Source organism: Rhizobium aouanii (genome assembly GCF_037002925.1).
GTDB lineage: Bacteria > Pseudomonadota > Alphaproteobacteria > Rhizobiales > Rhizobiaceae > Rhizobium > Rhizobium aouanii.
In genome coordinates, this window is record NZ_JBAMYD010000008.1 from 1 (window position 1) to 25,618 (window position 25,618).

Here is a 25,618-nt window from a genome sequence, read left to right on the forward strand (position 1 = left end):
TCGAGTAAAGGGCGAGGCCTGTCAATAAAAAGCCCGGCGAACCGGGCTTTTCGTCATCTGTTTTGGGGCCGCTGTCAGCCGTTGGCGACCATCCGCTTTTCGTCGCGGCCGCCCTTCATGCGTTCGGCAAGCAGGAAGGCGAGTTCGAGCGCCTGGTCGGCGTTGAGGCGCGGATCGCAATGGGTGTGGTAGCGGTCCTGCAGGTCTTCTGCGGAGACCGCGCGGGCGCCGCCGGTGCACTCGGTCACGTCCTTGCCGGTCATCTCGATATGGATGCCACCCGGATGCGAGCCTTCGGCGCGGTGGATCTGGAAGAAGCTTTCGACTTCCGACAGGATCCGCTCGAAGGGACGGGTCTTGTAGTTGTTGAGCGTGATCGTGTTGCCGTGCATCGGATCGCAGGACCAGACGACCTTGCGGCCCTCGCGCTCGACGGCGCGAATGAGCTTCGGCAGGCTGTCGGCGACCTTCTCATGGCCGAAGCGGCAGATCAGCGTCAGGCGCCCGGCCTCGTTGGCAGGATTCAGGATGTCGATCAGCTGCAGCAGGTCGTCGGCCTGCAGCGACGGGCCGCATTTCAGGCCGATCGGGTTCTTGATGCCGCGGCAATATTCGACATGCGCATGGTCGGCCTGACGTGTACGGTCACCGATCCAGATCATGTGGCCCGACGTTGCATACCAGTCGCCCGACGTGGAATCGACGCGGGTCAGCGCCTCCTCGTAACCGAGCAGCAGCGCCTCATGGCTGGTGAAGAAATCGGTCTCGCGGAGCGCCGGCTGGTTTTCCGAGGTAATGCCGATCGCCGTCATGAAATCCATGGTTTCGCTGATGCGGTCGGCAAGCTTGCGGTAGCGCTCGCCCTGCGGGCTGTCCTTGACGAAGCCGAGCATCCACTGATGCACGTTTTCGAGATTGGCGTAACCGCCCATCGCAAAGGCGCGCAGCAAGTTCAGCGTCGCAGCCGACTGGCGGTAGGCCATGGCCTGGCGTTCCGGGTTCGGAATGCGCGACTCCTCGGTGAATTCGATGCCGTTGATGATGTCGCCGCGATAGGCCGGCAGCGTCACGTCGCCCTGCTTCTCGACATTCGACGAACGCGGCTTGGCGAACTGGCCGGCGATGCGGCCGACCTTGACGACCGGCAGCTGCGCACCGAAGGTCAGTACCACGGCCATCTGCAGGAAGGCGCGGAAGAAGTCGCGGATATTGTCGGCGCCGTGTTCGGCGAAGCTCTCGGCGCAGTCGCCGCCCTGCAGCAGGAAACCGTCGCCTTCGGCGACATTGGCGAGATGCTTCTTCAGGCGGCGCGCTTCACCTGCAAAGACAAGCGGCGGATAGCTGGCGAGCGTGGCCTCCGTTGCCGCCAAAGCGGCCGCGTCGGGATAATCCGGAACCTGCAGGATGGGTTTTTGCCGCCAGCTGCTCGGGGTCCAATTCTCTGCCATTTCACTCACCCGTTCTTACATCCCTTCCATGGGATGCCTTATCCTCGATATGCGGCGGCTTATAGACCTTTAGCTCACGCTTGCAAAGGCCATTCGCCCCGGCCTGATCGCCCCAAAAGGCATCGTCTCGCAGCTCCCCAAAAGCTCGCATATCGGTGGTTGCAAGCGGTCGTTCTACGCCCGATCCGCCGTTAAACCCTCATATACCATGTCGATTTTCCCATATTTTATACTTTGAATATAAAAGCAAAAACAGTTTTAACGTTGAGGACATGGCATGGCGATCCTTCCGCCCGGTTTCATATCGGACCGCTCGGGCAATTTCGGCATCATGACGGCGCTGCTGATGGTGCCGCTTGCCGGCGCGGCCGGCATGGCGGTGGATCTCGCCCACGCGCTGAGCTTGAGGACGGCGCTTTTCGCCGCCGCCGATGCCGCCGCCGTCGGCGCGATCTCTGAAAAATCCGGCGCCGTCGCCGCCGCGATGAAAATGAGTGGCGACGGCACGATCTCCCTCGGCAAGGACGACGCCCGCAGCATTTTTACATCGCAAATGTCCGGCGAGCTGACCGAGGTTCATGTCGATCTTGGCATCGACGTCACCAAGACCGCCAACAAGGTGAATTCGCTGGTCTCCTTCAGCGCCACCATGCCCACCACCTTCATGCGCATCCTCGGCCGGGACACCGTCACGATCTCCGGCACTGCCACGGCCGAATACCAGACCGCCACCTTCATGGATTTCTACATTCTGCTCGACAACACCCCTTCGATGGGTGTCGGCGCCACCGCAGCCGACGTCGCGACCATGGAAAAGAACACCAGCGACACCTGCGCCTTTGCCTGCCACGAAACCGAGAACAAGAACAATTACTACAAACTCGCCAAGAAGCTCGGCGTCAGCATGCGAATCGACGTCGTTCGCCAGGCGACCAAGGAGCTAACGCAAACCGCCAAGACGACGCGTGTTTCCGACAACCAATTCCGCATGGGCGTCTATACGTTCGGCACCAAGGCCGAGGATGCCAAGTTGACCACCATATCCGAGCCGACGGATAAACTTGATCAGGTGCGCACCTATACCGACGCCGTCGATCTGATGACAATTCCGAGACAGGGCTTCAACAACGACCAGCAGACGAGCTTCGACAGCGCGCTGGACCAGATGAAAACCATCATCCCCGTACCCGGCGACGGCAGCACGTCGACAACGCCGCAGAAGGTCTTGTTCTTCGTCTCGGACGGCGTCGGCGACAGCGAAAAGCCGAAGGGCTGCACGAAGAAACTCACCGGCAAACGCTGCCAGGAGCCGATCGACACGTCTTTCTGCCAGCCGCTGAAGGATAAGGGAATCAGAGTTGCAGTGCTCTACACCACCTATCTGCCGCTGCCGAAGAACAACTGGTACAAGGACTGGATCAGGCCCTTCCAGAACGAGATCCCCACGAAGATGCAGGAATGCGCCTCGCCCGGTCTTTATTTCGAGGTATCGATGACCCAAGGCATCACCGAAGCGATGAAGGAACTCTTCCTCAAGGTCATCCGCGCACCCCGTATCACCAGCTAAGTGGGCTCAGAGGCGGAATCAAATCCGCTTGCCATCGCGGATCCGATAGCTCGGCGCATACATGGTGACGAGCTCCTCGGCCGCCGTCGGGTGCAGCGCCATCGTCCGGTCGAAATCGTCCTTGGTGCAGCCGGCCTTCAGCGTGATGCCGAGCAACTGCGCCATCTCGCCGGCATCGTGGCCGAGGATATGGGCGCCGACCACCTTGCGGCTCGCCGCATCGACGATCAGCTTCATGATCATCCGCTCGGCCCGCCCGGAAAGCGTGGCCTTCAACGGCCGGAACTGGGCGCGATAAACCTCGAGTGCGGGATAACGCCTGCCCGCCTCCTCTTCCGAGAGACCGACGGTGCCGATCTCAGGCTGCGAGAAGACAGCGGTCGGGATCAGCTCGTAGTCCGGTCGGGTCGGATTGTTCTTGTACTCGGTCTCGATGAAGCACATCGCCTCGTGGATCGCCACCGGCGTCAGCTGTACCCTGTTGGTGACATCGCCGAGCGCATAGATGTTTTCGACATTGGTCCGTGAATATTCGTCGACGACAACGGCGCCGCGCTCGTCGACGGCGACACCGGCCGCCTCGAGGCCGAGGCCTTCGGTGTTCGGATCGCGCCCGAGCGCCAGCATGACGACGCCGGCTTGCAGCGTGCCGTTGTTCAGTGTCTCCAGAATGAGCCCGTCCTCACCCTTCGAAACCTTCTGCAGCGTGTCGTGGCAGAGGATGCGGATACCCTTTGCGGCCATCGCCTCGTGCAGCCCGCGCCTCAGATCCTCGTCGAAGCGCGACAGGATCTCGGCACCGCGATAGATCAGCGTCGTCTCGACTCCGAGCCCATGGAAGATATTGGCGAACTCGACGGCGATATAGCCGCCGCCTGATATCACGATCGATTTCGGCAGCTCTTCGAGATGAAAGGCCTCGTTGGAGGAGATGCAGAGCTCATGACCGGGAAGGGCCGCATGCGGGTTCGGCCGCCCGCCGGTGGCGATCAGGATCGTCTTTGCCGTCACCGTCTGTCCAGTCTTCAGCAGCCGGACGGTATGGGCATCGACGAGCTCTGCGCGCGTTTCCAGGATCTCGGCATTGGCGCCGGCGAGCCCCTTCTTGTAGAGACCTTCAAGCCGGGCGATTTCGACATCCTTGGCTGCCACCAGCTTCTTCCAGTCGAAGCTGCTTTCGCCGACCGTCCAGCCAAAGCCCGCCGCATCCTCGAAATGCTCATGGAACTGCGAAGCATAAACGAAGAGCTTCTTCGGCACGCAGCCGCGGATGACGCAGGTGCCGCCGTAGCGGTATTCTTCGGCGATCGCCACTTTCTTGCCGAGCGAGGCGGCGACACGCGCACCGCGCACACCTCCGGAACCGCCGCCGATGACGAAGAGGTCGTAGTCGTAGGAAGACATGAGGAGCTCCGGAAGGGAATCGCAGGAAGGATGTTGCTGATATAGGGGCGATCGTCATGAAAACAAAAGCCCGCTCCTGCGTCATCCCGTTCCCATCGCCGATTCTTCATTGTAAACGGCTGGCCCCGGTCACCAGTGCGGTTGACCCAGTCACCGTCTTCGGTTGACCAGTCACCGTTTACGGTTGACCCGGTCGGCCGAGGCTGGCAGGCAATCCGTGGGATGGAAAAGAATGGCGGAGCAAAAGATGGATCAAACTCTCTTCAGCAACCTGTGCAAGGCTGGTAAATTCAAGGAAGCGCTCGGCCTCGCCATTCAGGGCCACGAGCATGAAAAATACACGCCGAGCCGCTTTTCAATCGACAAGAAGACGAGGCTGCCGATCTTCTATCGCGGCAACAAGCGCGTGGAGCCGGATGAGGAGGGTGTGTGGCAACTTGCGAAGAACCCGAACCCATAGGGGCTGAGTTGCGGCGCATATGCGTTGGCAATTGAATCTGCCTAGCGATTGCTGCTATCAGCGGCTAATGCGGAAATCCGACGGCTTCTTCTCAAGCTGGGCTGCTTCCGTCTCGACGCCCGAAACCGACGCCCCCAAAGGCCCGCGCCTGAAACGCTCGATCATTGTCGTGATGGCGGTGTCGGGTCCTACGATCACTGCGACGACCGCCCCGTCCTCTTCATTGCGAACCCAGCCCGTCAAACCGAGCCGCACCGCCTCGTCGCGCGTCCACATGCGAAAACCGACACCCTGGACCGTGCCGGATATCCGCACTCGGACGGCCTTATCATGATCGGACATGTCTGCAGTCACCTGAAGCCTCGCCAACGGCATTTGCCGCATCATATCAAAAAAGCCCGGACGATGCCGGGCTTTCGCAAATTTGAGGGGGCAGGCCTTACTGCTGGGCAGCCGGCGCCGGTGCCGGAGCGGTCGGGCTGTCGGTTGCCGGAGGCGGCGCCTTGATGACCTTGGAAAGCTCGGCGTTGCTCTGCTTTTCCAGGTCGCGGGAAATGCCCTGCGCCCAGATGTCGGCAGCCTTCGCCGTCTCGCGCGAGGCGACCGGGCCGTCGCGCAGCAGCTTCTTGCCGACGTCGGAATTATAGAAGTCGGCGATCGCCTTCAGCTCTTCGACGGTGAAGGTCTTGGCATAGGTGAGTGCCGCCTCCTTCTCCAGATCGCCGCGGCGCGGCGCCAGCGCCAGCGCCTGCGCATCGACTGTCGACGAAATAACGTCCTGGTAGTTCGGCGAATCCTGGATCAGGCCGGCCTTCAGGCGCTCGGCAAGACCGGGCAGGATGTTGTCGAACTGGGCAGTGGCGCCGATGGCGTCGATCGCCGCGCGGGACGCCTTCAGTTGCTCTTCGGAGACCTCCTGCGCATTGACGGCGGAGCCGAAGGCAAGCCCGGAAAGAACGACGGTCGCAGCGGCGAGACGGCCAAGACCTGCAATGTTCATCATGAGTATATGCTCCTGTTATCTGTTTGCCTGCAGCGTGCGCGCACCCGCAGGACCGGCAATGATCGCAAGTGCCGCCATATTGATAAAGAGCCCGTGTTCAACGACGCCGGGTATGGAATTCAGCTCGCTCGAAAGCGCCTCTGCATCAGGAATGCGGCCAAAAGATGCATCGATGATGTGATGGCCGCCATCCGTGGTAAACTCTCCGTCACCCGATTGGCGCAGAGCAAGTTCACCCGAGAGGCCGAGCCGGGTCGCGACCTTTTCGATCGCGATCCGCGTCGAGACCAACCCGAACGGATTGACCTCGATCGGCAGCGCAAAGGCCCCGAGCGTTTCGACCAGCTTGCTCTCGTCGGCAATGACGATCATCCGCTCGGAGGCGGCCGCGACGATCTTTTCGCGCAGCAACGCACCGCCGCCGCCCTTGATCAGCCTGAGCGCCTGATCGACCTCGTCGGCGCCATCGATCGTCAGGTCGAGTGCCGGCAGTTCGTCGAGCGACTTCAACGGCACGCCGAGTTCGACGCAGAGCCGCGCGGTTCGTTCGGAGGTCGGAACGCCTTCGACCCTGAAGCCGCCCGCGACCTTCTCCGCCAGCAGGCGAACGAATTCTTCCGCCGTGCTGCCGGTGCCGATCCCGAGACGCATCCCGCTTTCGACATGGGCGAGTGCGGCCTCGGCGGCCTTGATCTTCATTTCGCGGGCATCCATGCGCCGCCAGCTCCTGATATTGCGTTGGATGTGCTGTTTACACGGCTCGCCTGGCAAACGAAAGTCAAAATCATCACGGAAAATGAAAAGCCGAAACAGAGGCCTGCAGCCTTCCCGACCATCGCCGGACGTTGCTTTCCGCCACACGATCGCCTACCTCAGGGACGATCCATCGTTCCCTAGGACGCTCCTCAAGACGACCATCGCTCAAAGAGACATGCCCTTGACCCCTGTTCCCGCTCGCCCGGCGCTCGTCGTCTTCGATCTCGACGGCACCCTTCTCGATACCCACGTGGACCTGGTCGAGAGCCTGAACCACACAATCGCGGCCCTTGACCTCGAACCGGTCAGCTACGACGACCTCACCCATCTCGTCGGCCAGGGCGCACGCGTCATGATCGAGCGCGCCTGCCGGTTGCGCGGCCATCCGCTCGAAAGCGACGCCCTGCCGCCGCTGGTCGAGCGTTTCGTTGCCCACTATGCCGGCAACATGCCCGGCCGGACCGAACCCTATCCCGGCCTGGTCGCCGCCATGGACCGGCTGAAATCCCAAGATTACCGCCTCGCCGTCTGCACCAACAAGATGGAAAGCCTGGCGCTCGGCCTGCTCGGCAAGCTCGAGCTTACCCGATATTTCGACGCCATCACCGGCGGCGACAGCTTCGAATACCGCAAGCCCGACGCCCGCCACCTCACCAGCACCATCGAACGCGCCGGCGGCGACATCACCCGCACCGTGATGATCGGCGACAGCGTCAACGATATCGCCGTGGCGAGAAACGCCGGCCTACCGTCGATCGCCGTGCCTTTCGGTTATTCCGACGTGCCGGTTTCAAGCCTCGATCCGGATGTTATCATCACCCACTTCGATGAGTTGACGCCGGAGCTGGTGGAAACGCTGTTGCGGGAATATGCGGAGAAGGTTGACGTCTGAGGCTTGGCGATCAGCCGTATGTCTTTGCGATCGCGGCCCCCTCATCCGACCCTTCGGGCCGCCTTCTCCCCGCTGGGGCTATGGCATTCACACATTTAGAATTGCCTATGGAATTCAGTTCTGATTCTTTTGCTGCAAAGCAGGAGAATTGAGTGATGGATGATTTGAGGCTGGGACGGTTTGGGCGACCGTCGCCTGGAAAAAGGGGGGCGTTCTTGCTGGAGCGCCTTGTTGCCACTGCCGGCCAGGCAATGCGGGTGCGCAAGCTCGGCGGCAACCGCGCCGGAGAAATCCGCTTGAGCCGTTTTTTGCGCAATGCTGCGATCGATCCGCAGGCGATGATCGATGAGGCGGCGCTACGCACGGCCAGCCGTTGTGCGGACCGTCACATCCTGGCCATTCAGGATACGACGGTCGTGCGCTCCGGCGGCGGCGGTGGTCTTTATCTGCACGCGATGATCGGGGTCGACGCCGATGATGGCGCGATCGTCGGGGCGATCCACGGACAGTTTCTCAGCCGCGACCAGGGCAAGCGCGGCACGCAGCGCGCTCGTCCGATCGAGGAGAAGGAAAGCTATCGCTGGCTGGAGGGCGCCGATCGCGCCGCGCAGGTTTGCGCTGCGGCACGCCACATCACCGTCATTGCCGACCGTGAAAGCGATATCTACGAGGCCTTCACGCGTCGACCCGCCAATGTCGACCTCATCATCCGGCTGGCCCGAGACCGCAGCCTCGGCAGGGACCAGCCGTCGCTGCTTTCCCTGGCGGACGCCCTGCCGGTTGCGGCAAGCTTGGCCTTCACCCTGCCGGCCAAGCCCGGCCGCAAGCAACGCGACACGCAGCTGGCGATCCGCTTCAGCGCGGTGACCTTGCCGGCCCCGAGGAACGGCATCTACAAGAAGGTCCCGGATGGTGTGCGCCTTTGTCTGGTGGATGTGCGCGAGAGCGCGCCACCGCCGGGCGAGACGCCGATCCATTGGCAGCTGCTGACGACCTACGCGGTGTCGGATGCCGATCAGGCGGCGGCGGTCATCGCTCTTTATCGCCGCCGCTGGGCGATCGAGCAATTGTTCCGCACCCTGAAGACCCAGGGCTTTGATATCGAAGGTCTGCGCATCGAGGACGAAGCGCCGCTGAGCAATCTGGTCATGGCCGCCTTCGTCGCGGCCGTGATCGTGCAGCAACTGGTGCATGCCCGGGACGGTGCTCCGCCCGGTGGCGCCTTGCGGCCGATCGAAGACGCCTTCGAGCCGTGCGACCGGCCGCTGCTGGAAGCCTTCTGCGCCAAGCTGGAGGGCAACACCGCCCGGCAGAAGAACCCGCATCCCAAAGGCTCACTGGCCTATGCCGCCTGGGTCTGCGCCCGCCTCGGCGGATGGACCGGCTACTACGGCAAGCCAGGCCCGATCGTCCTGCTCGACGGCTGGCAACAGTTCCAGGCCGCCAAGCGCGGCGTATCCCTCCTCCTCGACGCTTTCGAGGATGTGTGAATCTAATAGCCCCGCTGGGGAGAAGAGGGAGAGCAAGTTGCTTTCGCTCGTTTCCACAAACGGCGCTTTCAGGAAGGGCGAGACGCCGCCACGATTCCGCTTCTCCCCGGCGGGGAGAAGATGCCGGCAGGCAGATGAGGGGACCACACGGCACGTCCTCTCCTCTTATTTCTTGCACGCAGACACCCCAAAACAAAAACGGGCGGCCCAAAGACCGCCCGCCAGCGTCATCAAATCCAATTATCAGATCTGCGCGCCACGCGCCTTAGTCGTCGCGTCGAAAGCCTTGTCGACATAAGCGTCGCGGCCGTAGACGTCGTCGAAATATTCCACCACGCCGTCCTTGTTCGGCCAGGCGGTGAAGTAGGACACATAGACCGGGATCTTCTGCGGCACGCGGACCGCATGGTTCTGCCCGCTGGCGATCTGCTTGGCGACGTCGTCGACCGTCGTGCCGAGCACGGCGGCCGCCATCGCCCGCGGATCGGCAAGGCGTACGCAACCGTGGCTCAGCGCCCGCATGTCGCGCTTGAAGAAGCTCTTCGACGGCGTGTCGTGCATGTAGATCGCGTGGCTGTTCGGGAACAGGATCTTCAGTTCGCCGAGCGCATTGTCGCTGCTTGGCGGCTGGCGCACCGAAACATTGTTGGTCGAGCCGTACCAGTCGACGCTCGACGAAGCGACGGCGTGGCCGTTAACTTCGACCTCATAACCGAGCTGGTCGAGATAGTTCGGATCCGAGCGCAGCTTCGGCAGCATCTCGTTGATGATGATCGACTGCGGTACGCCCCAGAAAGGGTTGAACTCGACCGTCTCGATTTCGTCGTCGAAGAAATAGGTCTGGTTGTTCTTGCCGCCGACCACCACGCGCATCGACAGCTGTTCCTTGCCGTCATTGTGGTAGTAGACCATGTAGGCCGGCTGGTTGATCATGACGTAGCGGGAACCGAGATCCTCTGGCAGCCAGCGCGCCTGCTCCATGGCAACGACGAGCTTGTCGATCTTCGAGGCATTGGTATCGCCGCCGGTCATGGCACGCACTGTCGCCTGGCCGATGACGCCATCGGGCTTCAGCCCACGCTCTTTCTGGAAATCCTCGACCAGCGAAACGATGTCGGGCGAATAGTCGATGCTGCCTGTGTAAGCAGCAAGCGTTGCCGCATGATCGGTCCTCAGCGTTTCAGAGCCGTGCTTGCCGATCGCCTTGACGATATTGGCGATCTCCGGCGAGCTGTCGCCAGGCCGCAGCAGCCTGTCGAGCGAAACGACGATTCGCTCCTCATTGCCGCCGTCGGCGGCGCGAAGCTTGGCAAGCTCCGCCTTCAGCGCCTGGAATTGCGGGCTATCGGGCGAGCGGCTGGCGATGTAGGCACCGACATCTGGGCTCAAGCGGGCAAGCTTCAGCACCGGGGCCAGATTGACCACCTTGCGCTGGAAGTCATGATAGCCGGAGATCTTGTTCGGATCGATGCGGCCGCGCACCGTGTCCTGCACGAAGGCGAGCACCTTGGCGGAGAGATCGAGCTCGAACTGTGTCAGCGCCCGGTCGCGGAAGGCGGGATCGGGATTGGCCGGGTCGATATCAGGCGTCTGGACGGCGTAATCCGCCGGGTCGAGGCCAACGAAGGACGCATCGGCAAGTACCAGCATCGCCGACTTGGCGCGGTCGTTGATCTGGTTGCCCTCGACCCAGACGAGCGGATTGCGGCTGTCGCCGTAATAGGCTTCGAGTGCCTTTGCGACGTCGGCATTGGCGCGCACCTTGGCCTGTGCCAGGAAACGACGCTGCACGGCCGGCTCGACGCTGGCGTCACCGCTGCCTGAAACATCGGCAACCGCGCCGGTGACGACGGGATCGGCAAACCTGCCGGTATCGACGAACTGCAGCGTCTCGGTTTTATAGGTATAATAACGCGGACCGCTCACCTTCGGCAGCGGCGCTTCCGGATCGAGCCCGCCGAGCGAGCCGCCGCGCTGGCCCACACGGCCGGGCGGCATCTGGTCCATGAAGATGGTGCTCTGTGTCCGCTGCCTGTCGCCGCGCAGCATGTCCATCAGTGTATAAGCATGCGCGGGTGCGGCACTCATCATTGCCACGCCGCAGGAAAGTGCCAATGCGGATGCCGCGCTTTTCAAAACGAACGTCATATATCTTCCAGTCCGGTCATGCTGTTCTTGTCACGAGCGCAAGGCTCAAGCTCAAATCCCGCGAAACTCAAGCAGCGTAGGGGCCTCATTGATCAGAAACCGGCCTGCGCCGCCAGCGCCGGCGGACTCAATTTTGTGTGACGGAGATCCTGCACGGCGCCGCCCAGCAGTTCACACAAAATTATGAAATTATTAGTTAATTTTTTACCGAATTTTCGCCGCCAGACCAGTGCGGCGAAAACGCCCGGACGCATAAAATTTCCAAAGTGGCCTAAAAGGCACGCCGAAAAGCCAGCGCAAACATGACTGCCGATTTCAATATTTCGCGCGGCCTCCAGTTTTCTTGTCGGACTTTCCAACCTATAAGACCTCATCTTTCGAAAATGCCCGAAAACAGCATGTAAAGGGAAGGCAAGGCCGATGACCGTAACCCGCACCGAAACCGATACTTTTGGCCCGATCGAGGTCGCCGCCGACCGATATTGGGGCGCCCAGGCCGAGCGTTCGCTCGGCAATTTCAAGATCGGCTGGGAAAAGCAGCCGCTGTCGATCGTGCGCGCGCTCGGCATCGTCAAGCAGGCCGCCGCCCGCGCCAACATGTCGCTCGACCAGCTCGATCCTGCCCTCGGCAAAGCGATCGTCGACGCCGCCCAGGAGGTGATCGACGGCAAGCTGAACGACCACTTTCCGCTGGTCGTCTGGCAGACCGGTTCAGGCACGCAGTCCAATATGAATGCCAACGAGGTGATCTCCAATCGTGCGATAGAAATGCTCGGCGGCGTCATGGGTTCCAAGAAGCCGGTGCATCCGAACGATCATGTCAACATGAGCCAGTCGTCGAACGACACCTATCCGACGGCCATGCACATCGCCTGCGCCGAGCAGATCGCCCATCACCTGCTGCCGGCCCTGAAGCACCTGCATGCCGCCCTCGACATGAAGGTCACCGAATTCAGCCACATCATCAAGATCGGCCGCACCCACACCCAGGATGCGACGCCGCTAACGCTCGGCCAGGAATTCTCCGGTTATGCCGCCCAGGTCGGCTCCGCCATCAAGCGCATCGAGATGACCCTGCCCGGCCTCTGCGAGCTTGCCCAGGGCGGCACCGCCGTCGGCACCGGCCTCAATGCGCCTGTTGGTTTTGCCGAAAAGGTCGCCCGGGAGATCGCCAATATAACAGGCATGCCCTTCGTCACCGCGCCGAACAAGTTCGAGGCACTCGCCTCGCATGACAGCATGGTCTTTTCCCATGGCGCCATCAATGCGGCAGCCGCTGCCCTCTTCAAGATCGCCAACGACATCCGCCTGCTCGGCTCCGGCCCGCGCGCCGGCCTCGGCGAGCTGGCGCTGCCGGAAAACGAACCCGGCTCATCGATCATGCCCGGCAAGGTCAACCCGACCCAGTGCGAGGCGATGACGCAGGTCTGCATCCACATCTTCGGCAACAATGCAGCACTCACCTTCGCCGACAGTCAGGGCCATTTCGAGCTCAACGTCTATAACCCGATGATGGCCTATAATTTCCTGCAGTCGGTGCAGCTGCTCGCCGACGCCGCCGTCTCCTTCACCGACAATTGCGTCGTCGGCATCGAGGCGCGCGAGGACAACATCAAGGCCGGCCTCGAACGCTCGCTGATGCTGGTGACGGCACTTGCCCCGAAGATCGGCTACGACGCGGCCGCCAAGATCGCCAAGACGGCGCATAAGAACGGCACGACACTGAAGGAAGAAGCCCTCGCCAGCGGCCTGGTGACGTCGGAAGAATATGATGCGATCGTGCGCCCGGAAACGATGATCGGGCCGAAATAGGACGGTTGAGGTGGCCTGCCCCACCTCTCCTTTTGCTCCCTCTTCTCCCCAGCGGGGAGAAGGTGGCCCGAAGGGTCGGATGAGGGGGCCACACGGCACACACACAATATTCCCCTTCGCTTGCGCTCCGTGCATTCGCGGCTTTGCCGCTCACCCCTCATCGCCTCGCTTTCGCTCCGGCACTTCTCCCCGCTGGGGAGAAGAGACGTTTAGCAACGCCTTGCCCTCTCTTCTTAGCCGGAGCAAGATACATCGGACCAAGTTGCTGTCTTACCAACGCCGATAAAACCCCCGCATCCGCCTGCCGGCACAGGCCAGGGCGCCCTCGGCATACCCGCCAAGCCTCAGACCCACAGCGAAAAATTGTCCATCACGACCGAATTACCCATGAAGTCGAACTGGATTTCGTCGATGTCTTCGATATCAACCACCAGATTGGAATCTGTGACCTCGAGCTCCTGCTGATAGACGATCTGGCCGTCATTCAGGGCAGTCAGCGTCAAGTGAAACGGCGATGCCGACAATTCGGCGATCGAGACGCTCTGAAAGGTGAATTCCCCGCCATCGATCAATTTCAAGCTTACCGGCGCGGAACCCGGAGATAGGACGGTATCGCTGAAACCATCCTCGGTGATGGCGTCGACACCCGGGATGGTATCATAGACATACCCGTTCAGAAGCGTGAGCTCGTGACTGCCGTTCACGGAGAGCGAAAACCCCCGATAGTCGGGGAGGAAGAAATTATCCGCCCTCGATGTGACGCCCATGTCGTCGAAATCCAGGACTTCGTGATACTTGTCCTCTTCATTGACGCCGTCGATCGCGAGCGTCAGAACCCCGACATCCGTCCCGCCTGCGCCATCGGAGATCTTGTAGCGGATCTCTTCGATCAGCTGCTCATGCGCCCGCAGGTTCTTCACCACGTCGAGCGTAAAATCCAGCTCATACTCGAAGTGGCCATCCGGCCGCACGGTGAAGGTTCCATAGGTCCCTCGTATGATCGTTTCCTGTGCGAGCCCGTGTTTCGCGTCGACGCGCACGCCGTCGAAAAAGCGAAGATAAAGGGGTGCCCCCTCGGGATCGCTGTCATTGGCGAGCAGATCCCCTCGGATCCAGTCATGCTCGAAGAAAATGCGGAGATCGTCGTTAGCAGTTGGCCTTGCATTCGTCATCGGAAGCTCCAGCAAGTTAACGCGGCCGGGAATATGGACTGGCTTCGAAGCGGAGGCAACTTAAAGTCATCTTTTATCGAGGCGATTACGCCGGCTCGCCTCACCCGCTGCACGTGGTGCAGCACGTGCGACATGGCTTAACCGGCCGGACTCCGGCGCATGCTGATTGCATTTGCCCCGCGGCGGATTTAGACCGGTTCCAATCTAGCGACGCCTACCAGAAAGGTCACTTCGATGGCTGACGATCTCTTCCCTCTCGGCAAGGATGCCACCCCCTACCGCAAGATCAGCGGAGACCATGTCTCGGTCGATACGTTCAAGGGCCAGGAGATCCTGACCGTCGAGCCGGAAGGCATCCGGCTGCTGGCCGAAACTGCCTTTGCCGACATCAACCACCTGCTGCGCCCCGGCCATCTGAAACAGCTCGCCTCGATCCTCGACGATCCCGAAGCGACCGACAATGACCGTTTCGTTGCCTACGATCTCTTGAAGAACGCCAATATCGCTGCCGGTGGCGTGCTGCCCATGTGCCAGGATACCGGCACCGCGATTATTATGGGTAAGAAAGGCCGCAGGGTCTGGACCGAGGGCGAGGACACGGCGGCGCTGGCCCGCGGCGTCATGGACGCCTATGAGAAGAAGAACCTGCGTTACTCGCAGCTCGCGCCGGTCAAAATGTTCGAGGAAAAGAACACCAGAAACAATCTGCCGGCCCAGATCGACATATACGAGGAAGGCACCGACGCCTACGAATTCCTCTTCGTCGCCAAGGGCGGCGGCTCGGCCAACAAGACCTTCCTCTACCAGGGCACGCCCTCGCTTTTGACCCAAGACCGGATGATCGACTTCCTTAAGGAGAAGATCCTGACGTTAGGGACGGCAGCCTGTCCTCCCTACCATCTGGCGATCGTCATCGGCGGCACCTCGGCCGAAATGAACCTCAAAACCGTCAAGCTCGCCTCCACCCGCTATCTCGACGAGCTGCCGACCGAAGGTTCCGAGAGCGGCCACGCTTTTCGCGACGTCGATATGGAGAAGGAAATCCACAAGCTGACCCAGCAGATGGGGGTCGGCGCCCAGTTCGGCGGCAAGTATTTCTGTCATGACGTGCGTGTCATCCGCCTGCCCCGCCACGGCGCCTCGCTGCCGATCGGCCTCGGCGTCTCCTGTTCCGCCGACCGTCAGGCCAAGGGCCGGATCACCCGCGATGGCATCTTCGTCGAGCAGCTCGAAACCGATCCGTCGAAATACATGCCCGAGATCGACGAGGCGAAACTGTCGGAATCGACAGTGCGGATTGACCTCAACCGGCCGATGGCCGAGGTTCTCGCCGAACTCTCCAGGCATCCCGTCAAGACGCGCTTGTCCTTGACCGGCACCATCATCGTCGCCCGCGACCTAGCGCACGCCAAGATCCGCGAGCGGCTGGAAAAGGGCGAAGGCATGCCCGATTATCTGAAAAACCACCCGGTCTATTACGCCGGCCCCGCCAAGACACCGGTCGGCTACGCCTCCGGCTCCTTTGGCCCGACCACGGCCGGCCGCATGGACAGCTATGTCGATCAGTTCCAGTCTTTCGGCGGCTCGATGGTGATGCTCGCCAAGGGCAATCGTTCGCGCGCCGTGCGCGAAGCCTGCAAAGAACACGGCGGCTTCTATCTCGGCTCGATCGGCGGCCCCGCCGCCCGTCTTGCCCAGGACTGTATCCGCAAGGTCGAGGTCTTCGAATATCCCGAACTCGGCATGGAAGCGGTCTGGAAGATCGAAGTCGAAAACTTCCCGGCCTTCATCGTCATCGACGACAAGGGCAATGATTTCTTCCAGGAGCTGAATTTGGGGTGATGGGGCAGGCTGCGCCTGCTCTACCGTGCCGACGCCTTATCCGACGCGCTGATGTTCCGCGCCGTCGCCGCCTCGCCTACGCTCACCACATCCCCGGCATTGATCCTCGCCAAGATCTCCGTGCGGAAAACCCCGGCGAAGAAGCCGGTGTGCTCCAGCAGCAAGGTGCCGGCGGCGAGGACGGTGAAGGCGAGGATGGCGAAAGAAATATGAGGGGAGGTTTCCACGATCTCAAGCCCTGGCTTGCAGGATACGATCGGGTCTATCACCAAGAAATATCACGCCGAAATACCGGGACTGCAATACGAAACGGCCTGTCGACAAGATGAATACGGTCTCCAGCAGAGAAGAACTGTAAGTTTTTTAGACACTGCTCCCGCTCAGCGAGTATCCACTGTCCCGCTAAAGATACGTTTTTCCGTGGAGAATCATAGGCCTGCTCGAAGTATTGGCCCATGGGGCGTTTGTCGCATGTAATCTTTGGTATATATCGCTTTAATCTTTTCCCAAGAAATTTAAGCTAACAAATGGAATATTGCCTTTGAATATATGAGGAGTTCGCCGGATGAATACGGCTGTCGCGCCCAAGGTGCAGGTTCCCGACGTTGCGGGTCAGATCACCTACGCCATGCGCTCCATGGGCGTTGCGCCGATACCGCGCAATTACCAACTCTTCTACGAGGCCTATATCGGCTCCAATCCGGCCTTGACCCGCGAGCTCGCGGCCCTCGGCGGCCAGGTGACCCAGGCCGAACTCGATGCGCTCGGCGCGCAGCACTTCACCCACAGCCCTGCCCGTGTCTTCGACGATGCCCATACGCGTATTGCCGGCGAACTCGAGGGCCTGCTGCGCATTCTCAGGCAGGAGCAGAGCTCGCTCGAAAGTTATACCAAGCTGCTCGGCGAAACCCACAAGCGCATCACCTCCAAGAGCAATGCCAGCGTCGAACTGATCGAAAACGCCATCGATCTGCTGAGCCAGGCGACCGGCGACACCATGGCGCATGGCGAACGCACGGTCGAGGACGTCGTCCAGCGCTCGCAGGAGATGGATCAGGTCCGCAAGGAACTCGACGAATACAAGCGCATCGCCAACACCGACTCGCTGACGCGCCTGTCCAACCGCCGCGCCTTCGACGACCGCCTCGCCGCCATCTTCGACAATTCGAGCATGCGGCCGGTAACGGCGCTGCTGCTCTGCGACATCGACAATTTCAAGAAGATCAACGACACCTACGGCCATCCGGTCGGCGACAAGGTCCTTGCCACCGTCGCCTCCGTCATCCGCAGCAATGTCCGTCGCGACATTTTCGTCGCCCGAACCGGCGGCGAGGAGTTCGCCCTCATCATCGACGGCAACACGCCCGAAGAAGTCACCGCAATTGCCGAGCGCATCCGCCGCACGCTGGAAACGACGCCGTTCAAAAACTCCCGTACGCGGGTGAATTACGGTCCAGTTACCGTCTCGATCGGCATCTGCATGGCCTCCAATGCCGAGGATGCCGGCGAACTCTATAGCAAGACCGACATCGCCCTTTACGGCGCCAAGAATGCCGGCCGCAACTGCACCATCCTCTATCAGGACGGCATGCAGAAGGATTTCACCAAGAGCTGGCTGATCTACAAGACTTGAGGGTAATCGGTCTCGGCATGCCGAGACCAGCCCCTCATCCGCCTGCCTGCACCTTCTCCCCGTAAACGGGGCGAAGGGGTATGCCGCAACCTCTCCGTTCCCCCGCCGACCTCAAGCATGGCACGTCCCCTCGCCCCGTTTACGGGGAGAGGGTTAGGGTGAGGGGCTGCCACCAGCGCGAACCGGGCAGCAGTGGGTTTGTCCCAAACATCTGCAGTCGGTGCAGCTTATATCAGGCTGGATACCCTACCACATCGTCTTCGCCGCCCGCCCGGGCCATTCTCGATCATAGGTTTCCTGGTCGAAATCGCCGACCGCCGCCTTCAGCATCTGCCCGGGCGTCGGCAGCTTTGCCGGATCGGCGAAGTGTCCTCCATTCCAGAGCTCGGCTCGCATCACGGCGCGCGCGCATTGGAAATAGACCTCGTCGATCGAAATCACGACGACGGTGCGCGGATGTTTGCCATCCATCTCGAAGCTCGAAAGCAGCGCGGCGTCGTCGGAGACGACGCCGTGGCCGTTGATGCGCATCGTCGTGTTCGAGCCGGGGATCAGGAACATCAGTGCCAGTCTCGGATCGCGCACGATGTTGGACAGCGAATCGACCCGGTTGTTGCCGCGCCAATCCGGCAGATGCAGCGTCTCGTCGTCGACGACGCGCACCACGCCGCCAAGATCGCCGCGCGGTGAACAATCGAGCCCTTCCGGCCCGACGGTCGCAAGCGCTGCAAACGGCGAGATCTCGATCATCTCCCGATAGAGCGGGGTCAATTGCTTCGTCACCTTGGTGACGGAGGCCGGCGAAAGCCCGGCCCCGTAGATCGTGTTAAGCTCTTCGATGCTGCTGATGATTTTCATGAGGCGTCCCGCCGCGGCTTGATCTTCGCGACGGACGCTACAATGCCGCGCGTCTTGCCGGAAGCTCAAAAAACGGAATGATCTCCGCATCTTTTTTGATGTCTTTATCAGGCGCTTCACCCGCGTCCCGATCGCCGCCGAGAAACGCCGCGATCGCAGCAAGAACCGGTGCGGCGCCGATGATGCGCCGGTGGCCGAAGCCGTTCGCCCAGAGAAGCCGAACGCCCTTCCCCGCCGCGCCATAGCGCCTGGCATGGAGAGACGACACCTCCTTGTCATCTTCGGCATGGATGACGAGCACCGGTCGGCCGATCGCGCCCGCCGCCGCGCCGACGTCGAAATCTTCAAGTCTCCGTCCGGTGACGCGATGGACCTCGTTCTCCAGTGCCGCTTGCGCCGCAGGGCGAAGATCGACCATCCGGCCGAAAGCGGTAAACAGCCAGCCCATCTCGCTCGGCGCGCCGATCAGCACCAGTCTCTCCGTGGTGACAGGCGCCACGCCAGGCAGCAGGCCTGCCGCTGAGACCATCAGCGCCGCACCGCCGAAGGAATGGCCGATCGCCGCATCGAACGCGCCGAAGCGCGCCTCGACCGCCGCGATCGTCGCGACCGCAAGTCCCATATGCAGGAAGCGCCCGCCCGAGCGGCCATGGCCGGGAAAATCGAGCGCCACGACCTCTGCACCCGTTGCCGAAAGCATCGAGACGAGTTCGGCCATATATGCCGCGCTCGATCCCCAGCCATGCGTCACCAGATAGCGCTTGCGCTTGCCTCTCGCCCCGCCGTTCAGCCGATAGGCATACGCTTGGCGCCCGCCAGCGAGCCGGAGGGTAAAACGTTCGGCGCCGGCAAGCCGGGCCGCACCCGCTACATGCGCCGCCCTCGCCTTTGCTCCCTTCGGCTTAGCCGATGGCGTCCGGCAGAACAGCCGGAACGCTGCCCTCCCCGCCAGATCAGGCGAAACCGCCTGCAGCAGCGAAAACCCGAGGCGGGTGACGTCAAGCGCAAAGTTTGCCATAGTGGGATTCCAAAATACTGTTCAACAATGAACAATAAAGTACAACGATGAACAAAAATCAATCCCTTCCATGGGATCATCCGCGTTTTCGCAGCTGGATCGCGGTGGCGCGCGCCTGCCAACTGATGCAGCAGTCGCTTGCCCGCTCGCTTGCCGATCTCGATATCAAGCCGCCGCATCTCGATATCCTGGTCAATCTCTACCGTTTCGAAGGCATCTCGCAGCAGGAACTGGCGCGCAAGCTGCTGGTCGGACGCTCCAACATGAGCATGCTCTTGCCGCAAATGGAAAACCGCCGGCTGATCGAACGGCGCGGTGACCAGCGCGACAAACGCGTGCTGCGCCTTTATCTGACGCCGGAGGGCCGCAAGCTGACCGAAGCGGCGATGGCGATCCAGACGGATCTCATCGAACGCACGCTCTCGGAAGAGCCGATCGAGCAATGCATGGCGACCGCCGATTCGATGGAGCGGATCATCACGGTGCTGCTGAAAGATCTGCGCGACGAGGACTGATGTTCAATGCAGCGTCGGCGCTGCCTCCGTACCGGTCAGCGAGCGGTATTCCCAGGCGGCGACGACGATCAGCACCAGCGTCGCCAGAATGCCCATCAGATAGACCTCGATGAAGGGCGCGGCAAAGGCAAGCAGGATCAGCAGCACGAGACCTGCGAGATGCGAGAGCGGCATCCGCCCGCTGGTCGCGCCCTTGAACCAGAGATTGCCGATCAGGAACAGGCCGGAACCGCCGAGCACCGCGGCGGCGATACCGAGATCTCCGGTTTCGTGCGGATGCGAGAACATGAATTCAACCGCCACCGCATGGACGATGATGCCGGCGAGGATGGGGATATGCCCATAGGTGAAGGCCTGCCGCGCCAAGCGGCCCGGCGTCTCTGAATGCTCGATGCGGTGGGCGGCACGCCCGTGTCCGAAGCGGAAATAGAGCCACCACATGGCGACCGTTCCGACGAAGGCGGTGACGAAGACGACGCCGGTCAGCCCCGAGAACGGCAGCTCGGAAAAGGTGCGGCCGGAAACGAGGATTGCCTCGCCGAGGCAGATGATGACGAAGAGCGCGCAGCGCTCGGCCATATGCGCGCCGGACACGTCCCAGTCACTCGCCGTCGAGCGGCCGAGCCCCGGTACGGCAAAGCCCGCAGCCGGCCCGGCATATTCGATCGCCAGCGCAATCGCCCAGGCGATGAGCCGGGCTTCATGCTCAAGCAGCCCGCCGACGATCCAGAAGACGCCCGATACCGCGAGCCAGGTTGTGATGCGGATGAAATTCAGCGTATTGGCGCGGTCGACGCGCGTCATCGCATAGGTGGCAAACAGCGAGCGCCCGACCTGCATCGCCACATAGGCGCCGGCAAACAGCAGTCCCTTGTCGCCGAAAGCCTCGGGGATCGAGGCAGACAGCAGCAGCCCGAGCATCATCAGCGCCACCAGCATGCCGCGCACCGGCATCTTGTTCGGATCGAGCCAGTTCGTCACCCAGGCCGTGAATATCCACACCCACCAGACGGCGAAGGTCATCAGGCCCGCTTCGGCGGCACCGAGCGGCGTGTAGTGGGCGGCAAGCGCATGCGAAAGCTGCGAGATCGAAAAGACGAAGACCAGATCGAAAAACAGTTCGAGGAAGGTCACCTTGCTGCCGCTGGCGCTACCCTTGGCGCGCAGCCAATTCTTTCCGTTCGTCTTCGCCATATGGCCCCCCGATGGCTGGAATTATAGGTCTATTGAAAGTGATAGCGGCGCTCTCGTGAGCGTCAGCGCGGCTTCTCCGCCGTGTCGCGGTTCATGCCCTTTTCGCGGAGCTCGTCCTCATAGGCGGAAAACAGCTCAGCGCCGCGTTCACCCAGTTCGCGCAGATAGGTCCAGGTGTAGATGCCGGTATCATGCATGTCGTCGAAGCCGATCCGGACCGCGTAATTGCCGGTCGGCATCATCGAGATGATCGCGACATTGCGTTTGCCCGGCACAGTCACCTTCTGCCCCGGCCCATGGCCCTGCACCTCGGCCGAGGGCGACAGCACGCGCAATAGTTCGGCCGACAGGTCGAAGCTCTGGCCGTCGTTGAAGGTCACCACCAGCCGCTGCCTGTCTTTCGAGACGCGAAGTTCGCTCGGCCAGATATCGCTCATCATTTTGTCCTCTTCTCATGCGAGGAGTAGGCGCTGATCTTTTTCAGCGCAAGCTGAAATTGGCATGCTCGCGCGGGCTGTTTCCCTTGACGCGACAATAGCATATGCCCACATTGATGAGAGTACGGAGATACAGGTGAACACCAGAGTTGGAACGATAGGCAATGCATCGCCGCTGTTGGCGGATGTACACCCGATGATCGACCCCTTCGGGCGGGCGGTCACCTATCTCCGCGTCTCCGTCACCGACCGCTGCGATTTCCGCTGCACCTATTGCATGGCGGAGAATATGACCTTCCTGCCGAAGAAGGATCTCTTGACGCTGGAAGAGCTCGACCGGCTCTGTTCCGCCTTCATCGCCAAGGGCGTCAGCAAGATCAGGCTGACCGGCGGCGAACCCTTGGTGCGCAAGAACATCATGTATCTGGTGCGCCAACTCGGCCAGAAGATCGGCTCCGGCCTCGACGAATTGACGCTGACCACCAACGGCTCACAGCTTTCCCGCCATGCCGAGGAGCTCTATGATTGCGGTGTACGCCGGATCAACGTCTCGCTGGATACGCTCGACCCCGACAAGTTTCGCAAGATCACCCGCTGGGGTGATTTCGCCAAGGTCATGGAAGGCATCGACGCGGCTCAGAAAGCCGGGCTGAAGATCAAGCTCAATGCCGTGGCGCTGAAGGATTTCAACGATGCCGAGATGCCGGAGCTGCTGCGCTTCGCCCATGGCCGCGGCATGGATCTCACCGTCATCGAAACCATGCCGATGGGCGAGATCGAAGAAGACCGCACCGACCAATACCTGCCGCTTTCAAAGCTGCGCGCCGATCTCGAAGACCAGTTCACCCTTGCTGACATCGATTACCAGACCGGTGGCCCGGCGCGTTATGTCAGGGTCGAAGAAACCGGCGGCCGCCTCGGCTTCATCACCCCGATGACCCATAATTTCTGCGAAAGCTGCAACCGCGTGCGCCTCACCTGCACCGGCACGCTCTACATGTGCCTCGGCCAGAACGATGCCGCCGATCTCCGCGCTGCCTTGCGCGCCACCGAAGACGACGCCCTCCTCCACGCCGCCATTGACGAAGCCATCACCCGCAAACCCAAGGGCCACGACTTCATCATCGACCGGACGCATAACCGTCCGGCAGTGGCCAGGCATATGAGTGTCACTGGTGGGTGAAAATTAGGGGACTCGTCCCACCCACCCTCATTCCTGTGCTCGTCACAGGAATCCAGTGCGCCCCAAGTCCTTGAGCGCGGAAAACTCACTTGCCTGGCGCCGACGCGCCGTGGCTGGATTCCTGTGACGAGCACAGGTGAGGGAGGATACGCGCACCGCCGAGATGCTGCGCGAGATCTACAGGGTCGAGGCCCGGGTCGAGAAATGCTCGATGGAATCCGATCATGTGATCGTGGATGGGACGGCGCGTTGAGGCTAGCAACCGTCTGCCTCATCAGTTGATCAATCGCTGCGCGGTAAACTTGTCCGTAACAAGCATGTCGATGACCCCCACGCGGAGTGCCCCTGCAATCGCGTCAGTCTTTTTGGATCCGCCGGCAAGAGCAATGACCCGGTCCACTCGTTCGAGATCCTCAAGTGGAAGGCCGATAACCCGGTCGTCGAGGGGCGTCTTGACGGGCTTGCCATTCTTATCGAAGAAGCGAAGAGAGATATCGCCGACGGCTCCCGCTTCCGCGAGATCAGACAGTTCGCGAGACGAAAAGATGTTGCCGGACCGTGCGAGAAGTTCGGACGGTTCGACTGCTCCGATTCCGACAATCGCAAGCGTTATGCTGCCGAACAGGTCCATCGTCTCGCGGACGAACGGGTCGGCCTGCATAAGAAGCTTTGCCTCTCTGGACGACGTAACACCCTGCACGGGGAGCAGTTTCGGCTCGGCGCCAGTCAGGCGCGCGAGCCGCGTGGTAAGCTGCGTCGCATGCGTCTGCACTGAAGGATCGCCCATGCCTCCAAGGGTCTGGACGACGTATTTCGCCTGAGCGCTCTTCTGAGGATGAATGTTCTCGACCATCTTGAAAATGGTCTGGCTCCAACTCGAAACGCCGATGATTTCCCCAGGCGCAAGCGTCACCTCCAAGAGATGAGCCGCTGCCTCACCGATACGGGCCATGATCGCTCCGTCCCGATCTTCCGTGCACTCAACGACGATCGCCTCCGGCAGATCGTATTTCTCGCGAAGCGCGCCCTCAAGCTCGCTGTAGGTGCCGGCGGGAGGGATCACGCTGGTTCGCACGATATCCTCGGCCTCGGCACGCTTAAGCATGCGCGACACCGTCGCCTGCGACAGGCGAAGGTGGTGTGCGATCTCCGCCTGTCGCCGCCCCTCCATATGGTACATCTGGGCGACCCTTGAAATCAGGCGGAGTTCGTTAAGGCGAGTCATCGCTAATCCCAGAGTGAATTTTTATTCACCTTTAGCCTTTGTTTCGCGGGCCGTCGAGCGGGCAAGCGCATCATTCCAGGTATCAAGAAGCACCGCGCGATCCACGGGTTCCGGGTCAATGATATGTGAGCTCCGGGGCAGCTCCGCGATAACCTGAAGATCGCTCCACAAGCCAAGTGAAAGACCCGCGAGATATGCGGCTCCCAAAGCCGACGCCTCGGGTGCTTCGCATTGGATCATCGGATGTTCGATGAGATTCGAGACACACTGCATCAGGAAGCGGTTCTGGCTCGGTCCGCCGTCGACATAGAGCGCCCCGAGCTCGCCGCCGCTTTGTGCTCGCATGGCGGCGATCACGTCGTGCACCTGGAAGGCGATCGAGTCGGTGACCGACCGCGCCATTTGCGCACGTGTCGTATTGAAGTTGATCTGGGAGAACAGGGCACGGGCGTCGGAGTTCCAATAGGGTGCGCCCAGTCCCACGAACGCTGGCACGAAGCCCGGTCCGCCCGGTTCGGCGCTCGCCGCAAGTTCGACAAGGGCCGCCACGTCCGAAAGGCCGAGAATGCCTGCCATCCAGGGGAGACTGGCGGCGCAAACGAGAATATTGCCTTCGAAAGCGAAAGTCGGCTTTCCCTCGATACGCCATGCGACGGTGGTTGTGATGCCGTTCCGTGGGGGAATGAATCGCGGCAGCGTCGTCATTACCGAAGAGCCGGTTCCGAAGGTCACCTTCCCGTCGCCCGGCTTGAATGCTCCATGACCGAACAGGGCTGCATGGCTGTCTCCGATCGCAGCCATTATCGGAGTGCCATCCGGCACCCCAGGCAATCCTTGCGTTCGGCCGAAATCGGCAGAACTGTCGAGCACCTTGGGAAGGAGCGCGATATCTACGCCGAAGATCTCGCCAAGTTCCTCGCTCCATCTCTGCTCCCGGAGATCGAACAACTGGCTCCTGGCAGCATTCGAAGCGTCGCAAACATGCCGACGCCCGCCGGTCAGGCAGTGGACGAGCCAACTGTCGACCGTTCCCAGCCGCACCGATCGCCCGACCGGAATACGGTCGAGCAGCCATCGGAATTTCGAACCCGGAAACATCGGATCCAATGGCAGGCCTGTGAGCGCCTGCACACGGTCAAGATGGCCTTCGGCAATAAGACGCTCGCAATCCTGTGCCGTACGACGGCACTGCCAGCTTACCACCGGTCCAAGCGCGTCTCCCGTTTCGGCGTCCCAGGCAGTGACAGACTCGCGCTGGTTGGAAATGGCCACCGCCTCGATAGTCACATCGGAGCCAGCCTTCAGGCAGGCATCGATCGCTTCGCAGACCGATGCGTAGAGCCTGCGTGGGTCTTGTTCGACCCAGCCCGCCTTCGGATAGGAAATGCCGACAGGAGCCGAACCCCTGCCGACGATTTCTCCCTTCTCGGAAACCAGAACGGCCTTTGAATTGGTCGTGCCCTGGTCGATTGCCAGAATTGCCCGCATTCTATCCTCCCCAGATCAGGTGGCGGCCGAGACGACAAAAGCGTCCCGGCTAGAGCAATTCCAGGAAAAGTGC

The 25,618-nt window shown here is 61.4% G+C and carries 24 protein-coding genes and 1 pseudogene; 10 read left to right on the forward strand and 15 right to left on the reverse strand.

The window, feature by feature from the left end; translation table 11 throughout:
- Window positions 1-74: 74 nt before the first annotated feature.
- Window positions 75-1,448 (reverse strand): class II 3-deoxy-7-phosphoheptulonate synthase, encoded by a 1,374-nt coding sequence (locus tag V8P77_RS15145; protein WP_335913179.1) that lies wholly within the window; start codon window positions 1,446-1,448, stop codon window positions 75-77.
- A 277-nt stretch (window positions 1,449-1,725) separates the two neighbouring features.
- Here V8P77_RS15145 and V8P77_RS15150 point away from each other — a divergent pair, with 277 nt between their 5' ends.
- Window positions 1,726-3,015: a pilus assembly protein TadG-related protein gene (locus tag V8P77_RS15150; protein WP_335913180.1), complete on the forward strand. Its 1,290-nt coding sequence runs from the start codon at window positions 1,726-1,728 to the stop codon at window positions 3,013-3,015.
- 18 nt (window positions 3,016-3,033) lie between these two features.
- Here V8P77_RS15150 and gor read toward each other — a convergent pair whose 3' ends face one another.
- Window positions 3,034-4,419, reverse strand: a complete 1,386-nt coding sequence (gene gor / locus V8P77_RS15155; RefSeq protein ID WP_335913181.1) for a glutathione-disulfide reductase — start codon at window positions 4,417-4,419, stop codon at window positions 3,034-3,036.
- A gap of 247 nt (window positions 4,420-4,666) precedes the next feature.
- Between gor and V8P77_RS15160 the strand changes: the two genes are divergently transcribed.
- The gene (locus V8P77_RS15160) at window positions 4,667-4,879 is read left to right on the forward strand and encodes a hypothetical protein (RefSeq protein WP_026159907.1); all 213 of its coding nucleotides are present in this window, start codon (window positions 4,667-4,669) and stop codon (window positions 4,877-4,879) included.
- Between the two features lie 57 nt (window positions 4,880-4,936).
- On the opposite strand, the gene V8P77_RS15165 is transcribed toward V8P77_RS15160, so the two are convergent.
- The 3 genes from V8P77_RS15165 to rpiA form a co-directional block, all read right to left on the reverse strand.
- Window positions 4,937-5,221 (reverse strand): acylphosphatase, encoded by a 285-nt coding sequence (locus tag V8P77_RS15165; protein ID WP_335913182.1) that lies wholly within the window; start codon window positions 5,219-5,221, stop codon window positions 4,937-4,939.
- 97 nt (window positions 5,222-5,318) lie between these two features.
- Window positions 5,319-5,882, reverse strand: a complete 564-nt coding sequence (locus V8P77_RS15170; RefSeq protein ID WP_335913183.1) for a DUF2059 domain-containing protein — start codon at window positions 5,880-5,882, stop codon at window positions 5,319-5,321.
- Between the two features lie 15 nt (window positions 5,883-5,897).
- Window positions 5,898-6,596, reverse strand: coding sequence for a ribose-5-phosphate isomerase RpiA (rpiA, locus tag V8P77_RS15175; RefSeq protein WP_335913184.1), 699 nt, complete (start codon window positions 6,594-6,596; stop codon window positions 5,898-5,900).
- 217 nt (window positions 6,597-6,813) lie between these two features.
- On the opposite strand from rpiA, the gene V8P77_RS15180 reads away from it, so the two are divergent.
- Together V8P77_RS15180 and V8P77_RS15185 are read left to right on the forward strand one after the other, a co-directional pair.
- Window positions 6,814-7,530 (forward strand): HAD family hydrolase, encoded by a 717-nt coding sequence (locus V8P77_RS15180; protein WP_335913185.1) that lies wholly within the window; start codon window positions 6,814-6,816, stop codon window positions 7,528-7,530.
- A gap of 215 nt (window positions 7,531-7,745) precedes the next feature.
- Window positions 7,746-9,020: an IS4 family transposase gene (locus tag V8P77_RS15185; protein ID WP_335913186.1), complete on the forward strand. Its 1,275-nt coding sequence runs from the start codon at window positions 7,746-7,748 to the stop codon at window positions 9,018-9,020.
- A gap of 243 nt (window positions 9,021-9,263) precedes the next feature.
- Here V8P77_RS15185 and V8P77_RS15190 read toward each other — a convergent pair whose 3' ends face one another.
- On the reverse strand, window positions 9,264-11,168 hold the full coding sequence (locus V8P77_RS15190; RefSeq protein ID WP_335913187.1) for a L,D-transpeptidase family protein: 1,905 nt from the start codon (window positions 11,166-11,168) through the stop codon (window positions 9,264-9,266).
- A 92-nt stretch (window positions 11,169-11,260) separates the two neighbouring features.
- Complete coding sequence (locus V8P77_RS15195) at window positions 11,261-11,527, reverse strand: hypothetical protein (protein WP_335913188.1); 267 nt, start codon at window positions 11,525-11,527, stop codon at window positions 11,261-11,263.
- Between the two features lie 61 nt (window positions 11,528-11,588).
- Between V8P77_RS15195 and fumC the strand changes: the two genes are divergently transcribed.
- Complete coding sequence (gene fumC / locus V8P77_RS15200; protein WP_335913189.1) at window positions 11,589-12,980, forward strand: class II fumarate hydratase; 1,392 nt, start codon at window positions 11,589-11,591, stop codon at window positions 12,978-12,980.
- 344 nt (window positions 12,981-13,324) lie between these two features.
- Here the strand turns inward: fumC and V8P77_RS15205 are convergent, their stop codons facing one another.
- Window positions 13,325-14,152, reverse strand: a complete 828-nt coding sequence (locus tag V8P77_RS15205) for an Ig-like domain-containing protein (RefSeq protein ID WP_335913190.1) — start codon at window positions 14,150-14,152, stop codon at window positions 13,325-13,327.
- 234 nt (window positions 14,153-14,386) lie between these two features.
- On the opposite strand from V8P77_RS15205, the gene V8P77_RS15210 reads away from it, so the two are divergent.
- On the forward strand, window positions 14,387-15,994 hold the full coding sequence (locus V8P77_RS15210) for a fumarate hydratase (protein WP_335913191.1): 1,608 nt from the start codon (window positions 14,387-14,389) through the stop codon (window positions 15,992-15,994).
- 20 nt (window positions 15,995-16,014) lie between these two features.
- Here V8P77_RS15210 and V8P77_RS15215 read toward each other — a convergent pair whose 3' ends face one another.
- Window positions 16,015-16,221: a hypothetical protein gene (locus V8P77_RS15215; protein WP_335913434.1), complete on the reverse strand. Its 207-nt coding sequence runs from the start codon at window positions 16,219-16,221 to the stop codon at window positions 16,015-16,017.
- A gap of 338 nt (window positions 16,222-16,559) precedes the next feature.
- Here V8P77_RS15215 and V8P77_RS15220 point away from each other — a divergent pair, with 338 nt between their 5' ends.
- Entirely contained in the window at window positions 16,560-17,627 is a 1,068-nt protein-coding gene (locus tag V8P77_RS15220) for a GGDEF domain-containing protein (RefSeq protein WP_335913192.1), read from the forward strand.
- A gap of 246 nt (window positions 17,628-17,873) precedes the next feature.
- On the opposite strand, the gene V8P77_RS15225 is transcribed toward V8P77_RS15220, so the two are convergent.
- Both V8P77_RS15225 and V8P77_RS15230 read right to left on the reverse strand, forming a co-directional pair.
- Window positions 17,874-18,485 (reverse strand): pyridoxamine 5'-phosphate oxidase family protein, encoded by a 612-nt coding sequence (locus V8P77_RS15225; RefSeq protein ID WP_335913193.1) that lies wholly within the window; start codon window positions 18,483-18,485, stop codon window positions 17,874-17,876.
- Window positions 18,486-18,522: 37 nt separating this feature from the next.
- Window positions 18,523-19,503, reverse strand: a complete 981-nt coding sequence (locus tag V8P77_RS15230; protein ID WP_335913194.1) for an alpha/beta hydrolase — start codon at window positions 19,501-19,503, stop codon at window positions 18,523-18,525.
- A gap of 47 nt (window positions 19,504-19,550) precedes the next feature.
- On the opposite strand from V8P77_RS15230, the gene V8P77_RS15235 reads away from it, so the two are divergent.
- Window positions 19,551-20,018: a MarR family winged helix-turn-helix transcriptional regulator gene (locus V8P77_RS15235; protein WP_335913195.1), complete on the forward strand. Its 468-nt coding sequence runs from the start codon at window positions 19,551-19,553 to the stop codon at window positions 20,016-20,018.
- 3 nt (window positions 20,019-20,021) lie between these two features.
- On the opposite strand, the gene V8P77_RS15240 is transcribed toward V8P77_RS15235, so the two are convergent.
- Both V8P77_RS15240 and V8P77_RS15245 read right to left on the reverse strand, forming a co-directional pair.
- Window positions 20,022-21,212 (reverse strand): low temperature requirement protein A, encoded by a 1,191-nt coding sequence (locus tag V8P77_RS15240; RefSeq protein WP_335913196.1) that lies wholly within the window; start codon window positions 21,210-21,212, stop codon window positions 20,022-20,024.
- Window positions 21,213-21,274: 62 nt separating this feature from the next.
- Window positions 21,275-21,649 (reverse strand): gamma-butyrobetaine hydroxylase family protein, encoded by a 375-nt coding sequence (locus tag V8P77_RS15245; protein ID WP_032992510.1) that lies wholly within the window; start codon window positions 21,647-21,649, stop codon window positions 21,275-21,277.
- Window positions 21,650-21,785: 136 nt separating this feature from the next.
- Between V8P77_RS15245 and moaA the strand changes: the two genes are divergently transcribed.
- Both moaA and V8P77_RS15255 read left to right on the forward strand, forming a co-directional pair.
- Window positions 21,786-22,832, forward strand: coding sequence for a GTP 3',8-cyclase MoaA (gene moaA, locus V8P77_RS15250; RefSeq protein WP_335913197.1), 1,047 nt, complete (start codon window positions 21,786-21,788; stop codon window positions 22,830-22,832).
- Window positions 22,833-22,977: 145 nt separating this feature from the next.
- A pseudogene (locus V8P77_RS15255) lies at window positions 22,978-23,085 on the forward strand (ABC transporter ATP-binding protein); the annotation flags it as partial.
- Between the two features lie 21 nt (window positions 23,086-23,106).
- On the opposite strand, the gene V8P77_RS15260 reads toward V8P77_RS15255, so the two are convergent.
- A complete protein-coding gene (locus V8P77_RS15260; protein WP_335913198.1) occupies window positions 23,107-24,057 on the reverse strand; it encodes a sugar-binding transcriptional regulator in 951 nt (316 codons plus the stop codon).
- A gap of 21 nt (window positions 24,058-24,078) precedes the next feature.
- The gene (locus V8P77_RS15265) at window positions 24,079-25,545 is read right to left on the reverse strand and encodes an FGGY family carbohydrate kinase (RefSeq protein ID WP_335913199.1); all 1,467 of its coding nucleotides are present in this window, start codon (window positions 25,543-25,545) and stop codon (window positions 24,079-24,081) included.
- Window positions 25,546-25,618: the final 73 nt, after the last annotated feature.

Excerpts from the sequence above, each read along its gene's own strand:
- fumC (WP_335913189.1), top strand. The coding sequence starts at position 11,589 with ATGACCGTAACCCGCACCGAAACCGATACTTTTGGCCCGATCGAGGTC.
- V8P77_RS15220 (WP_335913192.1), top strand. The coding sequence starts at position 16,560 with ATGAATACGGCTGTCGCGCCCAAGGTGCAGGTTCCCGACGTTGCGGGT.
- V8P77_RS15160 (WP_026159907.1), top strand. The coding sequence starts at position 4,667 with ATGGATCAAACTCTCTTCAGCAACCTGTGCAAGGCTGGTAAATTCAAG.
- V8P77_RS15230 (WP_335913194.1), bottom strand. The coding sequence starts at position 19,503 with ATGGCAAACTTTGCGCTTGACGTCACCCGCCTCGGGTTTTCGCTGCTG.
- V8P77_RS15180 (WP_335913185.1), top strand. The coding sequence starts at position 6,814 with ATGCCCTTGACCCCTGTTCCCGCTCGCCCGGCGCTCGTCGTCTTCGAT.
- V8P77_RS15205 (WP_335913190.1), bottom strand. The coding sequence starts at position 14,152 with ATGACGAATGCAAGGCCAACTGCTAACGACGATCTCCGCATTTTCTTC.
- V8P77_RS15265 (WP_335913199.1), bottom strand. The coding sequence starts at position 25,545 with ATGCGGGCAATTCTGGCAATCGACCAGGGCACGACCAATTCAAAGGCC.
- V8P77_RS15210 (WP_335913191.1), top strand. The coding sequence starts at position 14,387 with ATGGCTGACGATCTCTTCCCTCTCGGCAAGGATGCCACCCCCTACCGC.
- rpiA (WP_335913184.1), bottom strand. The coding sequence starts at position 6,596 with ATGGATGCCCGCGAAATGAAGATCAAGGCCGCCGAGGCCGCACTCGCC.
- V8P77_RS15190 (WP_335913187.1), bottom strand. The coding sequence starts at position 11,168 with ATGACGTTCGTTTTGAAAAGCGCGGCATCCGCATTGGCACTTTCCTGC.
- V8P77_RS15150 (WP_335913180.1), top strand. The coding sequence starts at position 1,726 with ATGGCGATCCTTCCGCCCGGTTTCATATCGGACCGCTCGGGCAATTTC.
- V8P77_RS15170 (WP_335913183.1), bottom strand. The coding sequence starts at position 5,882 with ATGATGAACATTGCAGGTCTTGGCCGTCTCGCCGCTGCGACCGTCGTT.
- V8P77_RS15165 (WP_335913182.1), bottom strand. The coding sequence starts at position 5,221 with ATGTCCGATCATGATAAGGCCGTCCGAGTGCGGATATCCGGCACGGTC.
- V8P77_RS15145 (WP_335913179.1), bottom strand. The coding sequence starts at position 1,448 with ATGGCAGAGAATTGGACCCCGAGCAGCTGGCGGCAAAAACCCATCCTG.
- V8P77_RS15245 (WP_032992510.1), bottom strand. The coding sequence starts at position 21,649 with ATGAGCGATATCTGGCCGAGCGAACTTCGCGTCTCGAAAGACAGGCAG.
- gor (WP_335913181.1), bottom strand. The coding sequence starts at position 4,419 with ATGTCTTCCTACGACTACGACCTCTTCGTCATCGGCGGCGGTTCCGGA.
- V8P77_RS15260 (WP_335913198.1), bottom strand. The coding sequence starts at position 24,057 with ATGACTCGCCTTAACGAACTCCGCCTGATTTCAAGGGTCGCCCAGATG.
- V8P77_RS15235 (WP_335913195.1), top strand. The coding sequence starts at position 19,551 with ATGAACAAAAATCAATCCCTTCCATGGGATCATCCGCGTTTTCGCAGC.
- V8P77_RS15225 (WP_335913193.1), bottom strand. The coding sequence starts at position 18,485 with ATGAAAATCATCAGCAGCATCGAAGAGCTTAACACGATCTACGGGGCC.
- V8P77_RS15240 (WP_335913196.1), bottom strand. The coding sequence starts at position 21,212 with ATGGCGAAGACGAACGGAAAGAATTGGCTGCGCGCCAAGGGTAGCGCC.